Below are 19,913 nucleotides of genomic sequence, written 5' to 3'. Positions count from 1 at the left end.
CACGTTTGTTTTGAATGTGCCGTTCCAGGGGTGTCGCCTATGACCGCTTTTGAAGTTCGACGATAGCCCGCCATGCACCAAGGCGGTCATAGGCAATGCCACTGGAACGGCACGTTCGAAGCAAATGTAGGAGCCGGCGCAGCTGGCGATAGGCCGCGCGGGCGGCCGGTGGCAGCCATGATTGAATCTCGAGACATGCCTGGCCGGTGGTTGCCGTGATTGAATCTCACGACCGGCCTGGCGGCCTCTCGGGGTCTGCGACCCCTCCCACATGAGGTCGGCGCTCGACGTGGGAGGGGGCAGCGCCCCCGAGAGGCCGCCAGGCCGGTTTGATCTTCGGGCGCCTGGCGGGATGTCCAATATGGCCACCACCGGCCGCCCGCGCGGCCTATCGCGGGCTTCGCGCGCTCCCACGTTTGTTTTGAATGTGCCGTTCCAGGGGTGTCGCCTATGACCGCTTTTGAAGTTCGACGATAGCCCGCCATGCACCAAGGCGGTCATAGGCAATGCCACTGGAACGGCACGTTCGAAGCAAATGTAGGAGCCGGCGCAGCTGGCGATAGGCTGCGCGGGCGGCCGGTGGCAGCCATGATTGAATCTCGAGACATGCCTGGCCGGTGGTTGCCATGATTGAATCTCGAGACATGCCTGGCCGGTGGTTGCCGTGATTGAATCTCAAGACCGGCCTGGCGGCCTCTCGGGGTCTGCGACCCCTCCCACATGAGGTCGGCGCTCGACGTGGGAGGGGGCAGCGCCCCCGAGAGGCCGCCAGGCCGGTTTGATCTTCGGGCGCCTGGCGGGATGTCCAATATGGCCACCACCGGCCGCCCGCGCGGCCTATCGCGGGCTTCGCGCGCTCCCACGTTTGTTTTGAACGTGCCGTTCCAGGGGTGTCGCCTATGACGGCTTTTGGTGTTCGACGATAGCCCGCCATGCACCAAGGCGGTCATAGGCAATGCCACTGGAACGGCACGTTCGAAGCAAATGTAGGAGCCGGCGCAGCTGGCGATAGGCCGCGCGGGCGGCCGGTGGCAGCCATGATTGAATCTCGAGACATGCCTGGCCGGTGGTTGCCGTGATTGAATCTCAAGACCGGCCTGGCGGCCTCTCGGGGTCTGCGACCCCTCCCACATGAGGTCGGCGCTCGACGTGGGAGGGGGCAGCGCCCCCGAGAGGCCGCCAGGCCGGTTTGATCTTCCTGGTGCCTGGTGAAATGTCCAATATGGCCACCACCGGCCGCCCTTGATCCCCATGCCGGCCGCGCCTCCCTCAAGCCGCCTCAGCACCCGTCAACCCGCCAGCAACCGCGCCAGCGCATCGATCTCCACCACCCGGCGCGCGTTGGCCTGGGCCAATTGCTCGCCCAGGGTCGGGGCCGGCGCTGCGGTTTCGGCGATCGGCGCGGCCGCAGGGTCCAGCGCCGCCGTCGGCACCGCCGGTTCGGCCACCTGCACATCCGGCGCCGCCGTCTCGGCCCCCGACGCCGAGAAGCCGGCGGTGTTGGCCGCGCGGTGCGCCGAGGTGCCGATGCTGTCGACGTCCAGTGGCGTGCGGTACTGCTCGTTGAGGTCGCCGACCGCCGCGTTGACCGGCGCGGTGCCGAGCTCCACGGCCGTGGTTGCGCTCAGCGCATTCAGGCCATTGACCGAGTCGAGCAGGGGGCGGGCGTTGCCCAGGGTCAGGTTGCCCTCCAGATGCTTGACGCCGTTGATCGCGGTCAGCAGCACCGGCTCGTAGTCGTTGCCTCGGCCCTGAATCAGCAGGCTCTGGGAACCGATGTCAGGCTGGATGCTAGCGGTGCTGAAGATGTTCAGCGAATCGCTGGTGACCGAACGCACCGTATTGACCGTGACCACGTCGTTGACGTTGACCGCCAGGGTACCGGTGACGCTCAGGCCCTGACTGTCGCGCACCACGTAGGTGATAGTGTCGGCCCCGGTGTAGTTCCCGTCCGGGGTGTACACCAGCGCGCCATTGGGCCCGACGCTGACCTGGCCATGGCCGGCGCTGCCGCCCACCACCGTGAGGGTGCCGCCGTCCGGGTCGTTGGCCAAGCTCGCGGCCGGCACCGTGACCGGGGTGTTGACCGGCGTGGTGACGTCCAGCCCGCCGCCGGTGGCGGTCGGTGCCTGGTTGCCGGCCGTGACCTGCAGGCTCACTACCGCTGTGGCCACGCCACCGTCGGCATCGCGCACCTGATAGGTGAAGCTGTCGGCGCCACTGTAGGTGCTGCTGGCGACGTAGACGAAAGTGCCGTCGGCGTTGACCGTCAGCGCGCCATGGGCCGGGCCCTGCACGGTGCTGAAGGTCAGGCGGTCGCCGTCGGCGTCCTGGGCCAGCAGGGCGCCGTTGAGGGCGACTCCGGCACTGGCCGCGAAGCTGGCGTTGGCCGTGGTCGGCAGGGTGTTGACCGCGTCCAGGGTGAAGGTCTGGCTGGTGCTGCCCCCGTGGCCATCGCTGGCGGTCACGGTGACGGCATAGACACCGTCGCCATTGGGCCCGCCCACCGATGCACTGCTGCCCAGGGTGCCGCTGATCAGACCGCTGTTGGGGTCGATGCTCAGGCCGCCCGGCAGGCCGCTGGCGCTGAAGGCCAGGGCGTCGCCGTTGGCATCGCTGAAGCGGCTGCCGGCGTCGATGCTCACCGCCGCTCCATCATTGGCGCTTTGGGTGCCGATCGGGGTGGTGCCTGGCGCGTCGTTGACGTTGAGCGTCACCACCGCCGTGACCACGCCGCCGTCGGCGTCGCGCACCTGGTAGGTGAAGCTGTCGGCACCGTGGTAGTTCAGCGCCGGGGTGTAGGTGAAGGTGCCGTCGGCGTTCAACGTCAGGGCGCCATGGGCCGGGCCCTGTGTGGCGCTGAAGGTGAGGGCGTCGCCGTCGACATCGTTGGCCAGCAGCGCGCCGTTGATGGCGGTGTTTTCTGGCGTGGTAAAGGCCGCGTTGGCACTGGTCGGGGCCGGGTTGCTGATGGCCAGGTTGAAGGTCTGGGCGCTGCTGGCGCCGCGGCCGTCGCTGGCGGTCACGGTGATGGCGTAGACGCCGTCGTTGTTCGGACCGCCCGCCGAAGCGCTGCTGCCCAGGGTGCCGCTGATCAGACCGGTCGCCGGGTCCAGGCTGACGCCGGCCGGCAGGCCGCTGACGCTATAGGTCAGGGCATCGCCATTGGCATCGCTGAAATGGCTGGCGGCGTTGATGTTCAGCGCTGCGCCGTCGTTGCCGGTCTGCGTGCCGAACGGCGTGCTGGCCGGGGCGTCGTTGACGTTGAGGCTGACCACGGCGATCACCGTGCCGCCATCGCTGTCGCGCACCTGGTAGCTGAAGCTGTCGCTGCCGTGGTAGTTCAGCGCCGGGGTGTAGGTGAAGGTGCCGTCGGCGTTCAGGGTCAGGTTGCCGTGGGTGGGCGCCTGCACGGTGCTGAAGGTCAGCGCGTCGCCATCTGGATCGCTGGCCAGCAGCGCACCGTTGAGCGCGGTGTTCTCGCCCGTGGTGAACGAGCTGCTGGCAGTCGTCGGTGGCGGGTTGCTGACATCCAGGTTGAAGGTCTGGTTGACGCTGGCGCCGTGGCCGTCATTGGCGGTCACGGTGATGGTGTAGACGCCGTCGTTGTTCGCGCCACCGCCCGAGGCACTGTGGCCCAGGGTGCCGCTGATCAGCCCGGTCGCCGGATCGATGCTCAAGCCTGCCGGCAAGCCGCTGACGGCGTAGGTAAGAGTATTGCCGTCGGCGTCGCTGAAATGGCTGGCGGCGTTGATCGTCACCGGGCCGCCGTCGCTGGCGCTTTGTGTGCCGAACGGCGTCGACGCCGGCGCGCTGTTGGGCAGGCCTACCTGCAGGCTGACCACGGCGCTGGCGAGGCCGCCATCGGCGTCGCGCACCTGGTAGGTGAAGCTGTCGCTGCCGACGTAGTTCAAGGCCGGCGTGTAGCTGAAGCTGCCGTCCGGGTTGAGGGTCAGGCTGCCATGGGTCGGTGCCACCGTGGTGCTGAAGCTCAGCGCATCGCCGTCGATGTCGCTGGCCTGCATGGCGCCGGTGAGCGTGGTGTTCTGCGCGGTCGAAAAGGTGGCGTTGGCCGAAGTCGGCGCCGGGTTGGCGACGTCCAGGCTGAAGGTCTGGCTGGTGCTGGCACCGTTGCCGTCATTGGCGGTCACGGTGATGACGTAGACGCCGTCATGGTTCGGGCCGCCGGCCGAGGCGCTGCTACCCAGAGTGCCGCTGATCTGACCAGTCGCGGCATCGATCACCAGCCCGGCGGGCAGGCCGTTGGCGCTATAGCTCAGCACGTCGCCATCGGCGTCGCTGAAGTGTGCTGCGGCGTCGATGCTGACGGGCGTGCCGTCGTTGGCGGCCTGGGTGGCGAACGGCGTCGACACGGGCGCATCGTTGGGCTGGCCGACACGCAGGCTGACCACGGCGCTGGCAAGGCCGCCATCGGCGTCGCGCACCTGGTAGGTGAAGCTGTCGGTGCCGATGTAGCCCGCAGCCGGGGTGTAGCTGAATGTGCCGTCGGCGTTGAGCATCAGGCTGCCGTGGGCGGGTGCCTGGGTGGTGCTGAACGTCAACGCGTCACCGTCGCTGTCGCTGGCCTGCAAGGCGCGGCTGAGCACGGTGTTCTCGGCCGTCGAGAACGTGGCGTTGGCGGTGGTCGGCGCCGGGTTGCTGATGTCCAGATTGAAAGTCTGGCTCACGGTGCCGCCGTGACCGTCGTTGGCGGTGACGGTGATGGCGTAGATGCCGTCGTTGTTTGGGCCGCCGGCCGAGGCGCTGCTGCCCAGGGTGCCACTGATCAGGCCGCTGACGGCGTTGATTTCCAGGCCATTGGGCAGGCCGTTGACGCTATAGGTCAGGGCATCGCCGTTGGCGTCGCTGAAGTGGCTGGCGGCGTCGATGCTGACCGTCGCGCTGTCGTTGGCCGCTTGGGTGCCGATTGGCGTGGTGGTCGGTGCGTCGTTGACGTTGAGGCTCACGACTGCCGTGACGGTCCCGCCGTCAGCGTCCCGCACCTGATAGGTGAAGCTGTCCGCGCCATGGAAGTTGGCGGCCGGGGTGTAGGTGAAGGTGCCGTTGGCATTCAGCACCAGAGTGCCGTTGGCGGGTTGCTGAGTGGCGGTGAAACTCAGGGCATCGCCGTCGACGTCGTTGGCGACCAAAGCGCCGCTGATGGCGGTGTTTTCAGGCGTGGTGAACGACGAATTGCTGCTGGTCGGCGCCGGGTTGGTGGCGTCGAGGTTGAAGGTCTGGCTTACGGTGCCGCCGTGGCCGTCGTTGGCAGTTACGGTAATGGCGTAGATGCCGTCGTTGTTTGGGCCGCCAGCCGAGGCGCTGCTGCCGAGGGTGCCGGTGATCAGGCCCGTTGCTGGGTTGAAGGCCAGGCCGTTTGGCAGACCGGTGACCACATAGGTCAGGCCGTCACCGTTCACGTCGGCGAAGTGGCTGGCCACGTCGATAGTGACTGCAGCGCTGTCGTTGGCGGCTTGAGTGCCGATTGGCGTGGTGGTCGGCGCGTCGTTCACATTCAGCGAGACAATAGCTGTGACGGTCCCACCATCCGCATCCCGGACTTGATAGGTGAAGCTATCGGTGCCATGGAAGTTGGCCGCCGGGGTATAGGTGAAGGTGCCGTTGGCGTTCAGCACCAGGGTGCCGTTGGCTGGCTGCTGAGTGGCGCTGAAAGTCAGGGCATCGCCGTCGACGTCGTTGGCGACCAAGGCGCCGCTGATGGCAGTGTTTTCAGGCGTGGTGAACGACGAATTGCTGCTGGTCGGCGCCGGGTTGGTGGCATCGAGGTTGAAGGTCTGGCTGACGGTGCCGCCATGGCCGTCATTCGCCGTCACGGTGATGGCGTAGATGCCGTCGTTGTTCGGGCCGCCAGCCGAGGCGCTTGAGCCCAGGGTGCCACCGATCAGGCCGGTGGCCGGATCGAAGGTCAAGCCGTTTGGCAAGCCAGTGACCGAATAGGTCAGCGCATCACCGTTCGTGTCGGCGAAGTAAGTTGGGATGTTGATGCTGATCGTGGTGCTGTCGTTGGCGGTCTGGGTGCCAATCGGCGTGGTGGTCGGCGCGTCGTTCACATTCAGCGAGACAATAGCTGTGACGGTCCCGCCATCCGCATCCCGGACTTGGTAAGTAAAGCTGTCCGAGCCATGGAAGTTGGCCGCCGGGGTATAGGTGAAGGTGCCGTTGGCGTTCAGCACCAGGGTGCCGTTGGCTGGCTGCTGAGTGGCGCTGAAAGTCAGGGCATCGCCGTCGACGTCGTTGGCGACCAAGGCGCCGCTGATGGCAGTGTTTTCAGGCGTGGTGAACGACGAATTGCTGCTGGTCGGCGCCGGGTTGGTGGCGTCGAGGTTGAAGGTCTGGCTAACGGTGCCGCCGTGTCCGTCATTCGCCGTCACGGTGATGGCGTAGATGCCGTCGTTGTTTGGGCCGCCCGCCGAGGCGCTGCTGCCGAGGGTGCCGGCGATCAGGCCGGTGGCTGGATCGAAAGTCAGGCCGTTGGGCAAGCCAGTAACCGAATAGGTCAGCGCATCACCGTTGGTGTCGGCGAAGTGGCTTGGCACGTTGATGCTGATCGTGGTGCTGTCATTTGCGGTTTGGGTGCCAATCGGCGTGGTGGTCGGCGCGTCGTTCACATTCAGCGAGACAATAGCTGTGACGGTCCCACCATCCGCATCCCGGACTTGATAGGTGAAGCTATCGGTGCCATGGAAGTTAGCGGCCGGGGTGTAGGTGAAAGTGCCGTTGGCGTTCAACACCAAGGTGCCGTGGGCCGGTTGCTGAGTGGCGGTAAAAGTCAGCGCATCGCCGTCGATGTCGTTGGCCACCAGTGCGCCGCTGATGGCGGTGTTCTCCGGCGTGGTGAACGACGAATTGCCGCTGGTCGGCACCGGGTTGGTGGCGTCGAGGTTGAAGGTCTGGCTCACGGTGCCGCCGTGGCCGTCATTCGCCGTCACGGTGATGGCGTAGATGCCGTCGTTGTTCGGGCCGCCAGCCGAGGCGCTTGAGCCCAGGGTGCCAGCGATCAGGCCGGTGGCCGGATCGAAGGTCAAGCCGTTTGGCAAGCCAGTGACCGAATAGGTCAGCGCATCACCGTTCGTGTCGGCGAAGTAAGTTGGGATGTTGATGCTGATCGTGGTGCTGTCGTTGGCGGTTTGGGTGCCGATTGGCGTGGTGGTCGGTGCGTCGTTGACATTCAGCGAAACAACAGCAGTGACGGTCCCACCATCCGCATCGCGGACCTGATAAGTAAAGCTGTCGGTGCCATGGAAGTTGGCCGCCGGGGTGTAGGTGAAAGTGCCGTTGGCGTTCAACACCAAGGTGCCGTTGGCAGGCTGCTGAGTGGCGCTGAAAGTTAGAGCATCGCCGTCGGCGTCGTTTGCCACCAAGGCCCCGGTGATGGCGGTGTTCTCTGGCGTGGTGAACGACGAATTGCTGCTGGTCGGTGCCGGGTTGGTGGCATCGAGGTTGAAGGTCTGGCTGACGGTGCCGCCGTGGCCGTCGTTGGCGGTCACGGTGATGGCGTAGATGCCATCGTTGTTCGGGCCACCGGCCGAGGCGCTGCTGCCCAGGGTGCCAGCGATCAGGCCGGTGGCCGGATCGAAGGTCAAGCCATTGGGCAAGCCAGTGACCGAATAGGTAAGCGCATCACCGTTGGCGTCGGCGAAGTGACTTGGGACGTTGATGCTGACCGTGGTGCTGTCGTTGGCGGTCTGGGTGCCAATCGGCGTGGTGGTCGGCGCGTCGTTCACATTCAGCGAGACAATAGCTGTGACGGTCCCGCCATCCGCATCCCGGACTTGGTAAGTAAAGCTGTCCGAGCCATGGAAGTTGGCTGCCGGGGTGTAGGTGAAGGTGCCGTTGGCGTTCAGCACCAGGGTGCCGTTGGCCGGTTGCTGAGTGGCGGTGAAAGTCAGGGCATCGCCGTCGACGTCGTTGGCCACCAGTGCGCCGCTGATGGCGGTGTTCTCCGGCGTGGTGAACGACGAATTGCTGCTGGTCGGTGCCGGGTTGGTGGCATCGAGGTTGAAGGTCTGGCTGACGGTGCCGCCGTGGCCGTCGTTGGCGGTCACGGTGATGGCGTAGACGCCGTCGTTGTTCGGGCCGCCGGCCGAGGCGCTTGAACCCAGGGTGCCAGTGATCAGGCCAGTTGCTGGGTTGAAGGCCAGGCCGTTTGGCAGACCGGTGACCGCATAGGTCAGGCCGTCACCGTTTACATCGGCGAAGTGGCTGGCCACGTCGATAGTGACTGCGGCGCTGTCGTTTGCGGTTTGAGTGCCGATTGGCGTGGTGGTCGGCGCATCGTTGACGTTAAGGTTGACCACGGCGGTGGCGATGCCGCCGTCGGCATCACGCACCTGGTAGGTGAAGCTGTCGGCGCCATGGAAGTTGGCTGCCGGGGTGTAAGTGAAGGTGCCGTCGGCGTTGAGCAGCAGGCCGCCGTGCGCCGGCGCCTGGGTGGCGCTGAAGGTCAGAGCGTCGCCGTCGACGTCGCTGGCCACAAGCGCACCGCTGATGGCCGTGTTTTCGCCAGTGGTGAAGCTGGCGCCACTGGTGGTTGGCGCTGGATTGCTGACGTCCAGATTGAACGTCTGGCTGACCACGCCGCCGTGACCGTCGTTGGCGCTCACGGTGATGGCGTAGATGCCGTCGTTGTTCGGGCCGCCAGCCGAGGCGCTTGAACCCAGGGTGCCGGTGATCAGGCCCGTTGCTGGGTTGAAGGCCAGACCGTTTGGCAGACCGGTGACCGCATAGGTCAGGCCGTCACCGTTGACGTCGGCGAAGTGGCTGGCCACGTCGATCGTGACGGCTGCGCTGTCGTTGGCGGCTTGAGTGCCAATCGGCGTTGTGGTCGGCGCGTCATTCACATTCAGCGAGACAACAGCGCTGACGGTCCCGCCGTCGGCGTCACGCACCTGGTAAGTGAAGCTGTCGGTGCCATGGAAGTTGGCCGCCGGGGTGTAGGTGAAGGTGCCGTTGGCGTTGAGGTTGAGGGTGCCGTTGGCCGGGCCCTGGATGGTGCTGAAGGTCAGGGCGTCGCCATCGGCGTCGTTGGCCACCAGGGTGGCGTTGACCGCTGTGTTTTGCGGGGTGGTGAAGCTTGCGTTGGCGCTGGTCGGCAAGGTGTTGCTGACGTCCAGGCCGAAGGTCTGGCTGATCACGCCGCCATGGCCGTCGTCGGCGGTGATGGTGATCGGGTACACGCCGCTGTTGTTCGGGCCGCCGGCCGAGGCGCTGCTGCCCAGGATGCCGGTGATTAAACCGGTGCTGGCGTCGATGCTCAGGCCCGTCGGCAGGCCGCTGGCGCTGTAGCTGAGGCTGTCGCCGTTGGCGTCGCTGAAGTGGCTGGCGGTATCGATGCTCACCGCGCTGCCATCGTTGGCGGTCACGGTGCCGATGGGTGTGGTGGTCGGCGCGTCGTTGACGTTGAGCGCGACGGTGGCGGTGGCGATGCCGCCGTCGGCGTCGCGCACCTGGTAGGTGAAGCTGTCGCTGCCGTGGAAATTGAGCGCCGGCGTATAGATAAAGGTGCCGTCGGCGTTGACCGTCAGGCTGCCGTGCGCCGGGTTCTGCAGGGCGCTGAAAGTCAGCGCGTCGCCGTCGGCGTCGCTGGCCAGAAGGGCGCCGCTGACGGCGACGTTTTCACCGGTGCTGAAGGCGGCGTTGGCGGTGGTCGGCACCGGGTTGCTGACGTCCAGGTCGAAGGTCTGGCTGACCGTGCCGCCGTGGCCGTCGTTGGCGGTCACGGTGATGGCGTAGACGCCGTCGTGGTTGGGGCCACCGCTGGAGGCGCTGCTGCCCAGGTTGCCGCTGATCAGACCGCTGCTGGCGTCAAAGACCAGGCCACTGGGCAGGCCGCTGACGCTGTAGCTGAGGGTGTCGCCGTCCGCATCGCTGAAGTGGATGCCGGCGTTGATCGCCACGCTGGTGCTGTCGTTGGCCACTTGGATGCCGACCGGCGTGGTCACCGGGGCCTCGTTGGGCAGGCCGATACGCACTGTGACCACGGCACTGGCCAGGCCGCCGTCGGCGTCGCGCACCTGGTAGGTGAAACTGTCGGTGCCGGTGTAGCCGCTGGCCGGGGTGTAGGTGAAGGTGCCGTCGTTGTTGAGTACCAACGCACCGTGGGCCGGGGCCTGGGAGGTGCTGAAGCTCAAGGCGTCGCCGTCGACGTCGTTGGCCTGCAGGGTGCCGCTGACGGCGATGTTCTGGATGGTCGACAGGTTCGCGCCTGGGGTCGTCGGTGCGGGGTTGCTGACGTCCAGGGCGAAGGTCTGGCTGACCGTGCCGCCATTGCCGTCGCTGGCACTGACGGTGATGGCGTAGACGCCGTCATGGTTGGCCCCGCCGGTGGACGCGCTGCTGCCCAGGGTGCCGGTGATCATGCCGGTGCTGGCGTCGATGGCGAGCCCCGCAGGCAGGCCGCTGACGCTGTAGGTCAAGGTGTCGCCGTTGGCGTCGCTGAAATGGCTGGCCGTGTCGATAGTCACGGTCGCGCTGTCGTTGGCGGTCTGGGTGGCGATCGGCGTGGTGGTCGGCGCGTCGTTGACGTTGAGGGTGACCACGGCCGTGGCGATGCCGCCGTCGGCATCGCGGACCTGGTAGGTGAAGCTGTCGGTGCCATGGAAGTTGGCCACCGGGGTGTAGGTGAAGCTGCCATTGGCATTGAGCGTGAGGTTACCGTTGGCCGGGGCTTGCATGGTGCTGAAAGTCAACGCGTCGCCGTCGACGTCGGTGGCCACCAAAGCGCCGCTGAGCGCCGTGTTCTCGCCAGTGCTGAAGCTGCTGTTGGCCGTGGTCGGCGCCGGGTTGCTGACGTCGAGGTTGAAGGTCTGGCTGACCGTGCCGCCGTTGCCATCGCTGGCGGTGACGGTGATGGCGTAGACCCCGTCGTGGTTGGCCCCGCCAGTAGAGGCGCTGCTGCCCAGGGTTCCGCTGATCAGGCCGGTGGCGGTATTGAAGCTCAGGCCGGCGGGCAGGCCGTTGACCGAATAGGTCAGGCTGTCGCCATTGGTGTCGCTGAAATGGCTGGCCGCGTCGATGCTGACCGCAGCGCTGTCGTTGGCGGCCTGTGTGCCGATCGGCGTGGTGGTCGGCGCGTCGTTGACGTTGAGGGTGACCACGGCGGTGGCAATGCCGCCGTCGGCGTCGCGCACCTGATAGGTGAAGCTGTCGACGCCATGGAAGTTGGCCGCCGGGGTGTAGGTGAAGGTGCCGTCGCTGTTCAGGCTCAGGCCACCATGGGCCGGGGCTTGCAGCGGGCTGAAGGTCAGGGCGTCGCCATCGATGTCAGTGGCCAGCAGCGCACCGCTGACGGCGGTGTTCTCGCCGGTGCTGAAGCTGGCGGCATTGGTGGTCGGGGCCGGGTTGCTCACCGCCAGGTTGAACACCTGGCTGACCGTGCCGCCGTGGCCGTCGTCGGCCTGTACGGTGATGCTGTAGACGCCGTCATGGTTGATGCCACCGGTGGAGGCGCTGGAACCCAGGCTGCCGGTGATCAGGCCGCTGGCCGGGTCGATCGACAGGCCGCTGGGCAAGCCGCTGGCGCTGTAGCTCAAGATGTCGCCGTCGACGTCGCTGAAGTGGCTGGCGGCGTTGATGTTCACCGTGCTGCTGTCGTTGGCCACCTGGGTGCCGATCGGCGTCGTGGTGGGCGGGTTGTCGGTAACGTTGAGGGTGACCACGCCGATGGCGATGCCGCCATCGGCGTCGCGCACCTGGTAGGTGAACGAATCGGCGCCGCTGTAATGCGCCGCCGGAGTGTAGGTGAAGGTGCCGTCGCCATTGAGGGTCAGCAGGCCGTGGGCCGGCACCTGCGTGGCGCTGAAGGTCAGGGCGTCGCCATCGACGTCGCTGGCGCTCAAGGCGCCGCTCAGCGGCACGCCTTCGGCGGTGCTGAAGCTGGCGCCGGCGGTGGTCGGCGCCGGGTTGCTGACGATCAGGGCGAAGGTCGTGCTGACCGTGCCGCCGTTGCCATCGTCGGCGCTGACCGTGACGCTGTAGCTGCCGTCGTGGTTGGCGCTGCCGGTGGAGGCGCTGCTGCCCAGGGTGCCGCTGATGATGCCGGTGGCCGGGTCGATGGCCAGGCCCGTGGGCAGGCCGCTGACGCTGTAGCGCAGGGTGTCGCCCTCGACGTCGCTGAAATGGCTGGCCACGCCGAAGCTGACGGCGGTGGCGTCGGCGGCGGTCTGGGTGCCGATGGCGGTGGCAGTCGGCGCGTCGTTGACCGGGGTCACGTTGATGCTGACCACCGCGCTGGCGATGCCGCCGTCGGCGTCGCGGACCTGATAGGTGAAACTGTCGACGCCGTTGTAGTTGGCCGCCGGGGTGTAGGTGAAGCTGCCGTCGGCGTTGACCACCACGCTGCCATGGGCCGGGGCCTGGGTGGCGCTGAAGGTCAGGGCGTCGCCGTCGACGTCGTTGGCCACCAGGGTGCCGCTGATCCGGGTGTCTTCGTTGGTGGTGACGGTTGCGCCACCGGTGGTCGGTGCCGGGTTCGACGCGCTGAAGGCAAAGCTGGTGCTGACCGCCGTGCCGCTCGGGTCGGTGGCCGTGACGGTGATGGTGTAGTTGCCATCGTGGTTGGGGCCGCCGGTGGAGGCACTGCTGCCCAGGGTACCGCTGATGATGCCAGTACTCGCGTCGATGGCCAGGCCCGCCGGCAGGCCGGCCACACTGTAGGCCAGGGTGTCGCCGTCGACGTCGCTGAAGTGGCTGGCAGTGGCGACGGTCACGGCGGTGCTGTCGTTGCCGGCCTGGGCGGCGATGCTCGAGGTCACCACCGGCGCGTCGTTGACCGGGGTGATGGTCACGGCGACGCTGGCGCTGGCGGTCAGGCCGCTGGGGTCTCGAACGGTGTAGGCAATGGTGTCGGTGCCGTTGTAGTCGGCGTTCGGGGTGTAGGTGAGCGTGCCGTTGGGGTTGATCACCACGCTGCCGTGGCCGGCGCTGGCGGCGGTCACGGCCAGGCTGTCGCCATCCACGTCGCTGTCGTTGGCCAGCACGTTGACGGTGACGGCGGTGTCTTCGGCGGTGGTCACGCTGTCGTTGACCGCCGTCGGCGCATGGTTGACCGGGGTCACGGTGATCGAAGCCACGGCGGTGGCGATGCCGCCATCGCTGTCGCGCACCTGGTAGGTGAAGCTGTCGCTGCCGTGGTAGTAGGCGCTCGGGGAGTAGCTGTAGCTGCCGTCGGCGTTGACGGTCAGGCTGCCGTGGGCCGGGCCTTGGGCGACGCTGAAGGTCAGGGCGTCGTGGTCCAGGTCGCTGGCCACCAGGTTGCCGGTCAAGACGACGTTCTCGGCGGTGGTCAGGCTGACGTTGGCGGTCACCGGCGGTGGATTGCTCACGTCCAGTTCGAAGCTCTGGGTGACCGTGCCGCCATTGCCGTCGCTGACCAGCACGCTGACGTTGTACACGCCGTTGTTGTTCGGGCTGTGGGTCGAGGCGTTGCTGGCCAGGGTGCCGCTGATGATCCCCGCATCGTTGATGCTCAGGCCGCTCGGCAAGCCGCTGGCGGTGTAGTGCAAGGTGTCGCCGTCGACGTCGCTGAAGTGGCTGGACACGTCGAGGTTGAACGCTGCGCCGTCGACGCCGGCCTGGGTGCCGATGGCGGTATTGGCGGTAGGCACGTCGTTGACCGCGGCGATGGCGATCGACACGCTGGCCACCGAGGAGCCGCCGTCGCTGTCGACCACGCGATAGGTGAAGCTGTCGCTGCCGTTGTAGTTGGCATTGGGCGTGTAGGTGAAGGTGCCGTTGGCATTGAGCACCAGTTGCCCGTGGGCCGGCGCCTGCACCGGGGTGGTGACCACGCTGAGGCTGTCGCCGTCCGGATCGCTGTCGTTGCTCAGCACGTTGCCGCTGACGGCGGTGTCTTCGTTGGTGCTGGCCGAGTCGTTGACCGCGTTGGGCGCCGGGTTGCGCACGGTCAGGTTGAACTGCTGGCTGACCACGCCGCCACGGCCATCGTCGGCGCTGACGACGATGCTGTAGACGCCGCTCGCCACCGCCACCGAGGCGTGGCCGCCGAGGGTGCCGCTGATCAGCCCGGTGGCCGAGTCGATGGCGATGCCGGCCGGCAGGCCGGTGGCGCTGAAGGTCAAATGGTCGCCGTCGGCGTCGCTGAAGGCACTGCCCACGGCCAGGCTCAGGGCCTGGCCATCGTTGGCGGTGACCGCCGGCAGGGCAGTGGCCACCGGGGCGATGTCCGGTGCCGCACCCACGGTGACGGTGACCGTGGCGGTCTCGTGAGTGGTGTTGGACAGCACCGTGTAGGTGAAGGTGTCGGTGCCGATGAAGCCGCTGGTGGGGGTGTATACAGCATTGCCCTGGACGTCGATGGTGACGATGCCATGGGTCGGCGTGGTGTAGCTCTCGACCACGCGGCCAGCGTTTTCGAAGGTGTCGTTGGCCAGTACGTTGAACGAAGCAGCGGTACCGGCCACAGTGGTGACGTGGTCGTCGACGATGTCGGCCACCGGCGTGATGCCGATGGGCAGGATCGCGCTGACGTTGAGCACGCCGCCGATCAACTGGCCCAGTTGCACGGTGATGTTGAGGTTGCCGTTGTAGTCGGCGCCCGGGGTGTAGACCAGGCTGTTCAGCGCGGCATTGATGTCCGCCACGCTGCCGTGGACTTCCAGGGTGCTGTCATTGGTACCGGTGCCCTGGGTCAGGGTCAGCCCGGCGGTGGTGCCGAGGGTGAAGGTACCGACGGGCACCGAGAGCTTGAGGTCCAGCACCTGGCCATCGATGTCGCCGACGCTGAGCTTCTGGCCCAACAGGTTGGCGAAAATCAGCGGGGTGTCTTCGGCCAGCAGCGGGATCGATGGCAGGGTCAGGGTCGGCAGGTGCGGTACCGAAATCAGGTTGACCGCGATCACCCCGGTGGCCGCGCCACCGTCGGCGTCCACCACCGAGTAGGTGATGGTGTCGGCGCCGTAGTAGTGCAGGTTCGGCGTGTAGGTCAGGGTGTGGTCGGCGTTGAGCACGACCGTGCCGTGCAGCGCGGTGGCGCCGGTCAGGGTCACGGTGTCGCCGTCGGGGTCGACGGCGGCCACGGCGGCGATCTGCAGCGCGATGTCTTCGGTGCCGGTAATCAAGCCGGGGGTGGTGATCGGCACCGGGTTATTGACGTGCATCTGCAGGGTCGACGTGGCGGAGCTGCCGGCCAGGTCGGTGGCGGTGACCACCACGTTGTAGTTGCCGTTGGCCGCCTGCACCGAGGCGTGGCCGTTGACCACGCCGGCGATGATGCCGGTCAGCGGGTCGATGGTGAGGCCGGCGGGCAGGCCGGTGGCGCTGTAGTGCAGCACGTCGTAAAGGTTGTGGTTCTGGAAGGCGCTGGCGGCGGTGATCGCCACCACGTCGGCGTCGTTGACCGTGACGCTGCCCAGCGGGGTGCTGGTGGGCGGGGTTTCGGTGCCCACGGTGACGCTGACGGCCACCTGTTCGGTGGTGCCGCCGCTGGTCACGGTGTAGGTGAAGGTGTCGTTGCCGCGATAGCCGACCGCCGGGGTGTAGGTCAGTGAGCCGTCACTGCCGACCAGCACGCTGCCATGCCCCGGCGCGCTGACCCCGGTGATGTGGGCGTTGGGGTTGTTGAAGGTGTCGTTGCTCAGCGGGTAGAAGGTCACCGGCACCAGCGGCTGGGTGACCACGCTGTCGGGCACACCATCGGCCACCGGGGTGATGGTCAGGGCGGTGCTCGAGCTTTGCACGGCCTGGCCGTCGCTGACCGACAGGCTCAGGCTGTCGCTGCCGTTGTAGTCGCCACTGGGTTTGTAGATCAGACCGTTCAAGGCGGCGTTGATCGCGCTGGCGCTGCCTGTCATGACCATCGAGCCGTCGGCCGTGCCGTCGCCGCTGGAGAAGGTCAGGCCGGTGGTCTGCGCGAGCGTGAGGGCGCCATGGTTGACGCCCAGGGTCACCGTCAGCATGTCGTTGTTGGCATCGGCCACGGTCAGGGCGTTGCCGTTGGCGGTGCTGAAGCTGACCGGGATGTCCTCGGCGCTGGTCTGCGCGCTGGGCATGCTGACGGTCGGCGGGTAGTTGGGCAGCGCGGTGTTGATGTACACCGTGGCGGTCTCGGTGGTGCCGTTGGAGGTCACGGTGTAGGTGAAGCTGTCGCTGCCCAGGTAGTTGCTGTTGGGCGTGTAGACGGCGTTGCCCTGGGCGTCGAGGGTGACCATGCCGTGGCTCGGCGTGGTGAAGCTGGAGACCACGCGGCCGGGGTTTTCGAAGCTGTCGTTGGCCAGCACGTTGAAGCTGGCCGAGGTGTTCAGGGTGGCGTTGACGTGGTCGTCGACGATGTCGGCCACCGGGGCGATGCTGATCGGCAGGGTGGCATTGACGTTGAGGATGCCGCCGAGCAGTTCGCCGAGGTTCAGGGTCAGGTTGACCGGGCCGTTGTAGTCGGCCGCCGGGGTGTAGATAAGGCTGTTCAGCGCGGCGTTGACGTCGGCCACGGTGCCGCGGATTTCCAGGGTGCTGTCGTTGACGCCGGTGCCCTGGGCCAGGGTCAGGCCGGCGGTTTCACCGAGGGTGAAGGTGCCGATGGGCACCGAAAGTTTCAGGTCCAGCACCTGGCCGTTGATGTCGCCGACGCTAAGGGTCTGGCCCAGCAGGTTGGCGAAGATCAGCGGGGTGTCTTCGGTCAGCAACGGGATATTCGGCAGGGACAGGGTCGGCAATGCCGGGTTGCCGGCCAGCAGCACGGCCACGGTGCCCACGGCGCTGCCACCGTCGGCGTCGACCACGGTGTAGGTGATGGCGTCCAGGCCGAAGTAGCTGGCGTTGGGCGTGTAGGCCAGCGAGCCGTCGGCGCGGATGGCGACGCTGCCGTGCAACGCCGAGGCCTGGGTGATGTGCAGGGCATCGCCGTCCGGGTCGATGATGCCCAGGGCGGTGATGTCCAGGTTCAGCAGGGTGTTCTGGGTGCCGCCGATCTGCAGGCCCAGCAGCGGGATCGGCGCCGGGTTGGTCACGCTGATCTGCAGGTTGCTGGTGCCGATCTGGCCGGCCAGGTCGGTGGCGGTGACCACCACGTTGTACACGCCGCCGTTGACGGTGGAGGCGTGGGTGTTGACCAGGCCGCCGATGATGCCGGTGGCCGGGTCGATGCTCAGCCCGGCGGGCAGGCCGGTGGCGCTGTAGGTCAGCAGGTCGAGCAGGTCCGGGTCGCGGAAGGCTAGTCCTGCAGGCACCAAAACGACTCCGCCGTCGAGGGTGGCCAGGGTGCCCAGGCTGGTGCCCACGGGAGGGCGGTCGCCGACGGTGACGTTGATCGACAGGGTTTCGGTGGTGCCGCCCGAGGTCACCGTGTAGGTGAAGGTATCGGTGCCGGAGAAGCCGATGGCCGGGGTGTAGGTCACGGTGTTGCCAAGGAAGGTCACCACGCCATGGCCGGCGCTGCCAACGCTGGTGATCGCCGCACCTGCGGCGAAGGTATCGCTGGCCAATGGCGTGAAGCTGACCGGGGTGAGAATGCTGGTGGTGCCGGTCTGGGTCACGCCGTCGGCGACCGGGGTCACGGTCAGGCCTACGTTGGCGCTCTGCACGGCGGCGATGCCGTCGCTGGCCTGCACGCTGATGGCGGCGGCGCCGTTGTAGTCGGCCACCGGCGAGAACGACAGGCCGTTGAGCGCGGCGTTGATCGCGCTGATGCTGCCCTTGAAGACCATGGCGGCGTCGGCGGTGCCATCGCCGACGGTGAAGGTCAGGCCGCTGATCTGGCTCAGGGTCAGGCTGCCGTGGGTCGAGGCCAGGGACACGGTGAGCTGATCGCCATTGGCGTCGCTGACGACGATGGCGTTGCCGTTGGCGGTGGAGAACACCCTGGTCGCGTCTTCGGCGAAGGTCTGCGTGGCCGGCGCGCTGATCACCGGCGGGTAGTTGATGTATGTGGTGACGTTGACCGTGCCGGTTTCGGTGACGCCGCCCGAGGTCACGGTGTAGCTGAAGGTGTCGCTGCCGCTGTAGCCGCTGGTGGGGGTGTAGACCGCGTTGCCCTGGGCGTCGATGGTCACCGTGCCATGGGCCGGGGTGCCAACGGCGGTGACGACGCGCCCGGCGTTGGCGAAGGTGTCGTTGGCCAGCACGTTGAAACTGGCCGGGGTGTTCTGTGGGGTGACCACGGTATCGGTGACGGTGTCGGCCACCGGTGTGATGACGATCGGCAGGGTGCTGGTCACGGCCGGCACCAGCAGGTCGGTGGCGCTGACGGTCATGTTGACGGTGCCGTTGTAGTCGGCCACCGGCGTGTAGGTCAGGCCGTTCATGGCGGCATTGATGGTGGCCTGGGTGCCTTGCAGGACCACGCTGGTGCTGCCGTTGCCCGACACCGAGCTGAGCCCGGCCACGGACGCCAGGGTCAGGGTGCCGGCAGGCACGGAGAGGGTCACCTTGACCACCGAGGTGTCGCTGTCGGTCACCGTGATCGCGGTGTTCAGCGCGCTGGAGAAGGTGGTGACGGTGTCTTCGCCACGGGTAGTGAGCGTCGGCAGGTGGATCACCGGCAGGGCGTCGGCGATCACCGTGACGTTGACGGTGGCGGTGCCCAGGGAAAGGCCGGTGCTGTCCTTGAGGGTGTAGAGGAAGCTGTCGCTGCCGGTGTAGCCCGCCGTCGGCTTGTAGGACAGGGTGTTGTCGGCGTTGATGCTGACGGTGCCATGCAGCGGCTGGGTGACACCACCGACCGACACCGTGGCGCCGGCGACGATGACGTCGTTGGCCAGTACGTTGATGATGTTGCCGGTGGTGTTGTAGGCCACGGTGGCGGTGTCGTTGGTCGGCACCGAGAGCAGCAGGTCATGATTCCAGTTCTCGGCATGGATGGCCTGGGTCTGGATCACGCCCACGTGATCTTCCAGGGTCCAGTTGCCACCGGCACCGGTGACGTCGGTGGAGGCGGCCACGTCGGCGGTCAAGGCATCGGCCAGGGCCTGCACCGTGGCCTGGCCATCGGCGCCGGCGGCCAGGTCGCAACCATAGATGAGCACGTCGCCGCCGGCACTCATGTGGTGGCCGATCTCGGCCAGCACGTCGGCGAACTCGCCCTTGATCGAGGCGCTATCGACCACCACATTGCCCAGCTCCAGCTCGCCTTCGGCGGCGTGGGTGATGATGTGGATGGCGTCGATGTTGCTGCGGCCCTGCAGGGCGTCGGCGATCTGCGTCAGGCCGTTGGCGTTGGGGTCCAGGTAGACGATCTCGGCGTGGGCCGGCAGGTCGGCGACCAGGGTCGCGCGGTCCGGCAGGCTGGCGTCGATGAAATAGATTTCCTGGCGCTCGGCGGTTTCCTGGGCCGGGGCGGTGGCGGTCAGTGCATGGTTCAGATGATTGGCATCGGTGTCGGTGTCGGCGTTGGCCGCGTGGTCAGCCGCAGCCGCCGGCGCTGCGCCGTGGTCGACGACCGCGGTAGCGGCCGTGACAGCATTGGCATGCTGGGGCGCCAAGGCGTCGTGATGAGTGGCGTCGGCGACATGATCGGGCGCCGGTGCGGCCGCAGGTTGCGGCGTGGCCGTCAACGCCGCTGCAGCGGTCGCCACCGCAGCGCCGTCGAACATCAGACGGGGCTCCAGGGCAATACGGATCGCTGAGCTATAGATATGCCGGCTTTTCATCAATGACCTCCAAATGTCACGGGCTGCCCCGAAGCACTACGTCGCCTGGATGAAGATTGAGAAAGGGCGAGCGCAGAGGGACTCACTCTGTATCGGCTGTGGATCCAACCGGATGATGGCCGTTCGTCCGGGATTGGATCCTCAGAGTCAGCTTAGTCGGTGATAGCAAAAGACCAGCAGCCGTAGGTCGGATGCCGGAAAGCCGGCGCCAGGAATTAGCACAGTTGTGACGGCTGTCCCACGAATGGTTCGCCAGCTGCGTCGGCTCCTACGCCAAAATAGAGCGCACCCTTA

General features: G+C 67.0%; 1 protein-coding gene. It reads right to left on the bottom strand.

Annotated features, from left to right (window positions below):
- Positions 1–1,289: 1,289 nt before the first annotated feature.
- A complete protein-coding gene (locus tag SFA35_RS13680) occupies positions 1,290–19,619 on the bottom strand; it encodes an Ig-like domain-containing protein (protein ID WP_320571083.1) in 18,330 nt (6,109 codons plus the stop codon).
- Positions 19,620–19,913 lie beyond the last annotated feature (294 nt).

It is taken from the genome of Pseudomonas sp. HR96 (assembly GCF_034059295.1).
Classification (GTDB): domain Bacteria; phylum Pseudomonadota; class Gammaproteobacteria; order Pseudomonadales; family Pseudomonadaceae; genus Aquipseudomonas.
Note: the sequence above shows the minus strand (reverse complement) of the source record. Positions and strands in the feature narration are given on the sequence as shown.

Bases quoted from the DNA above. Each gene is read 5' to 3' on its own strand.
- SFA35_RS13680 (WP_320571083.1), bottom strand. From the start codon at position 19,619: ATGAAAAGCCGGCATATCTATAGCTCAGCGATCCGTATTGCCCTGGAG.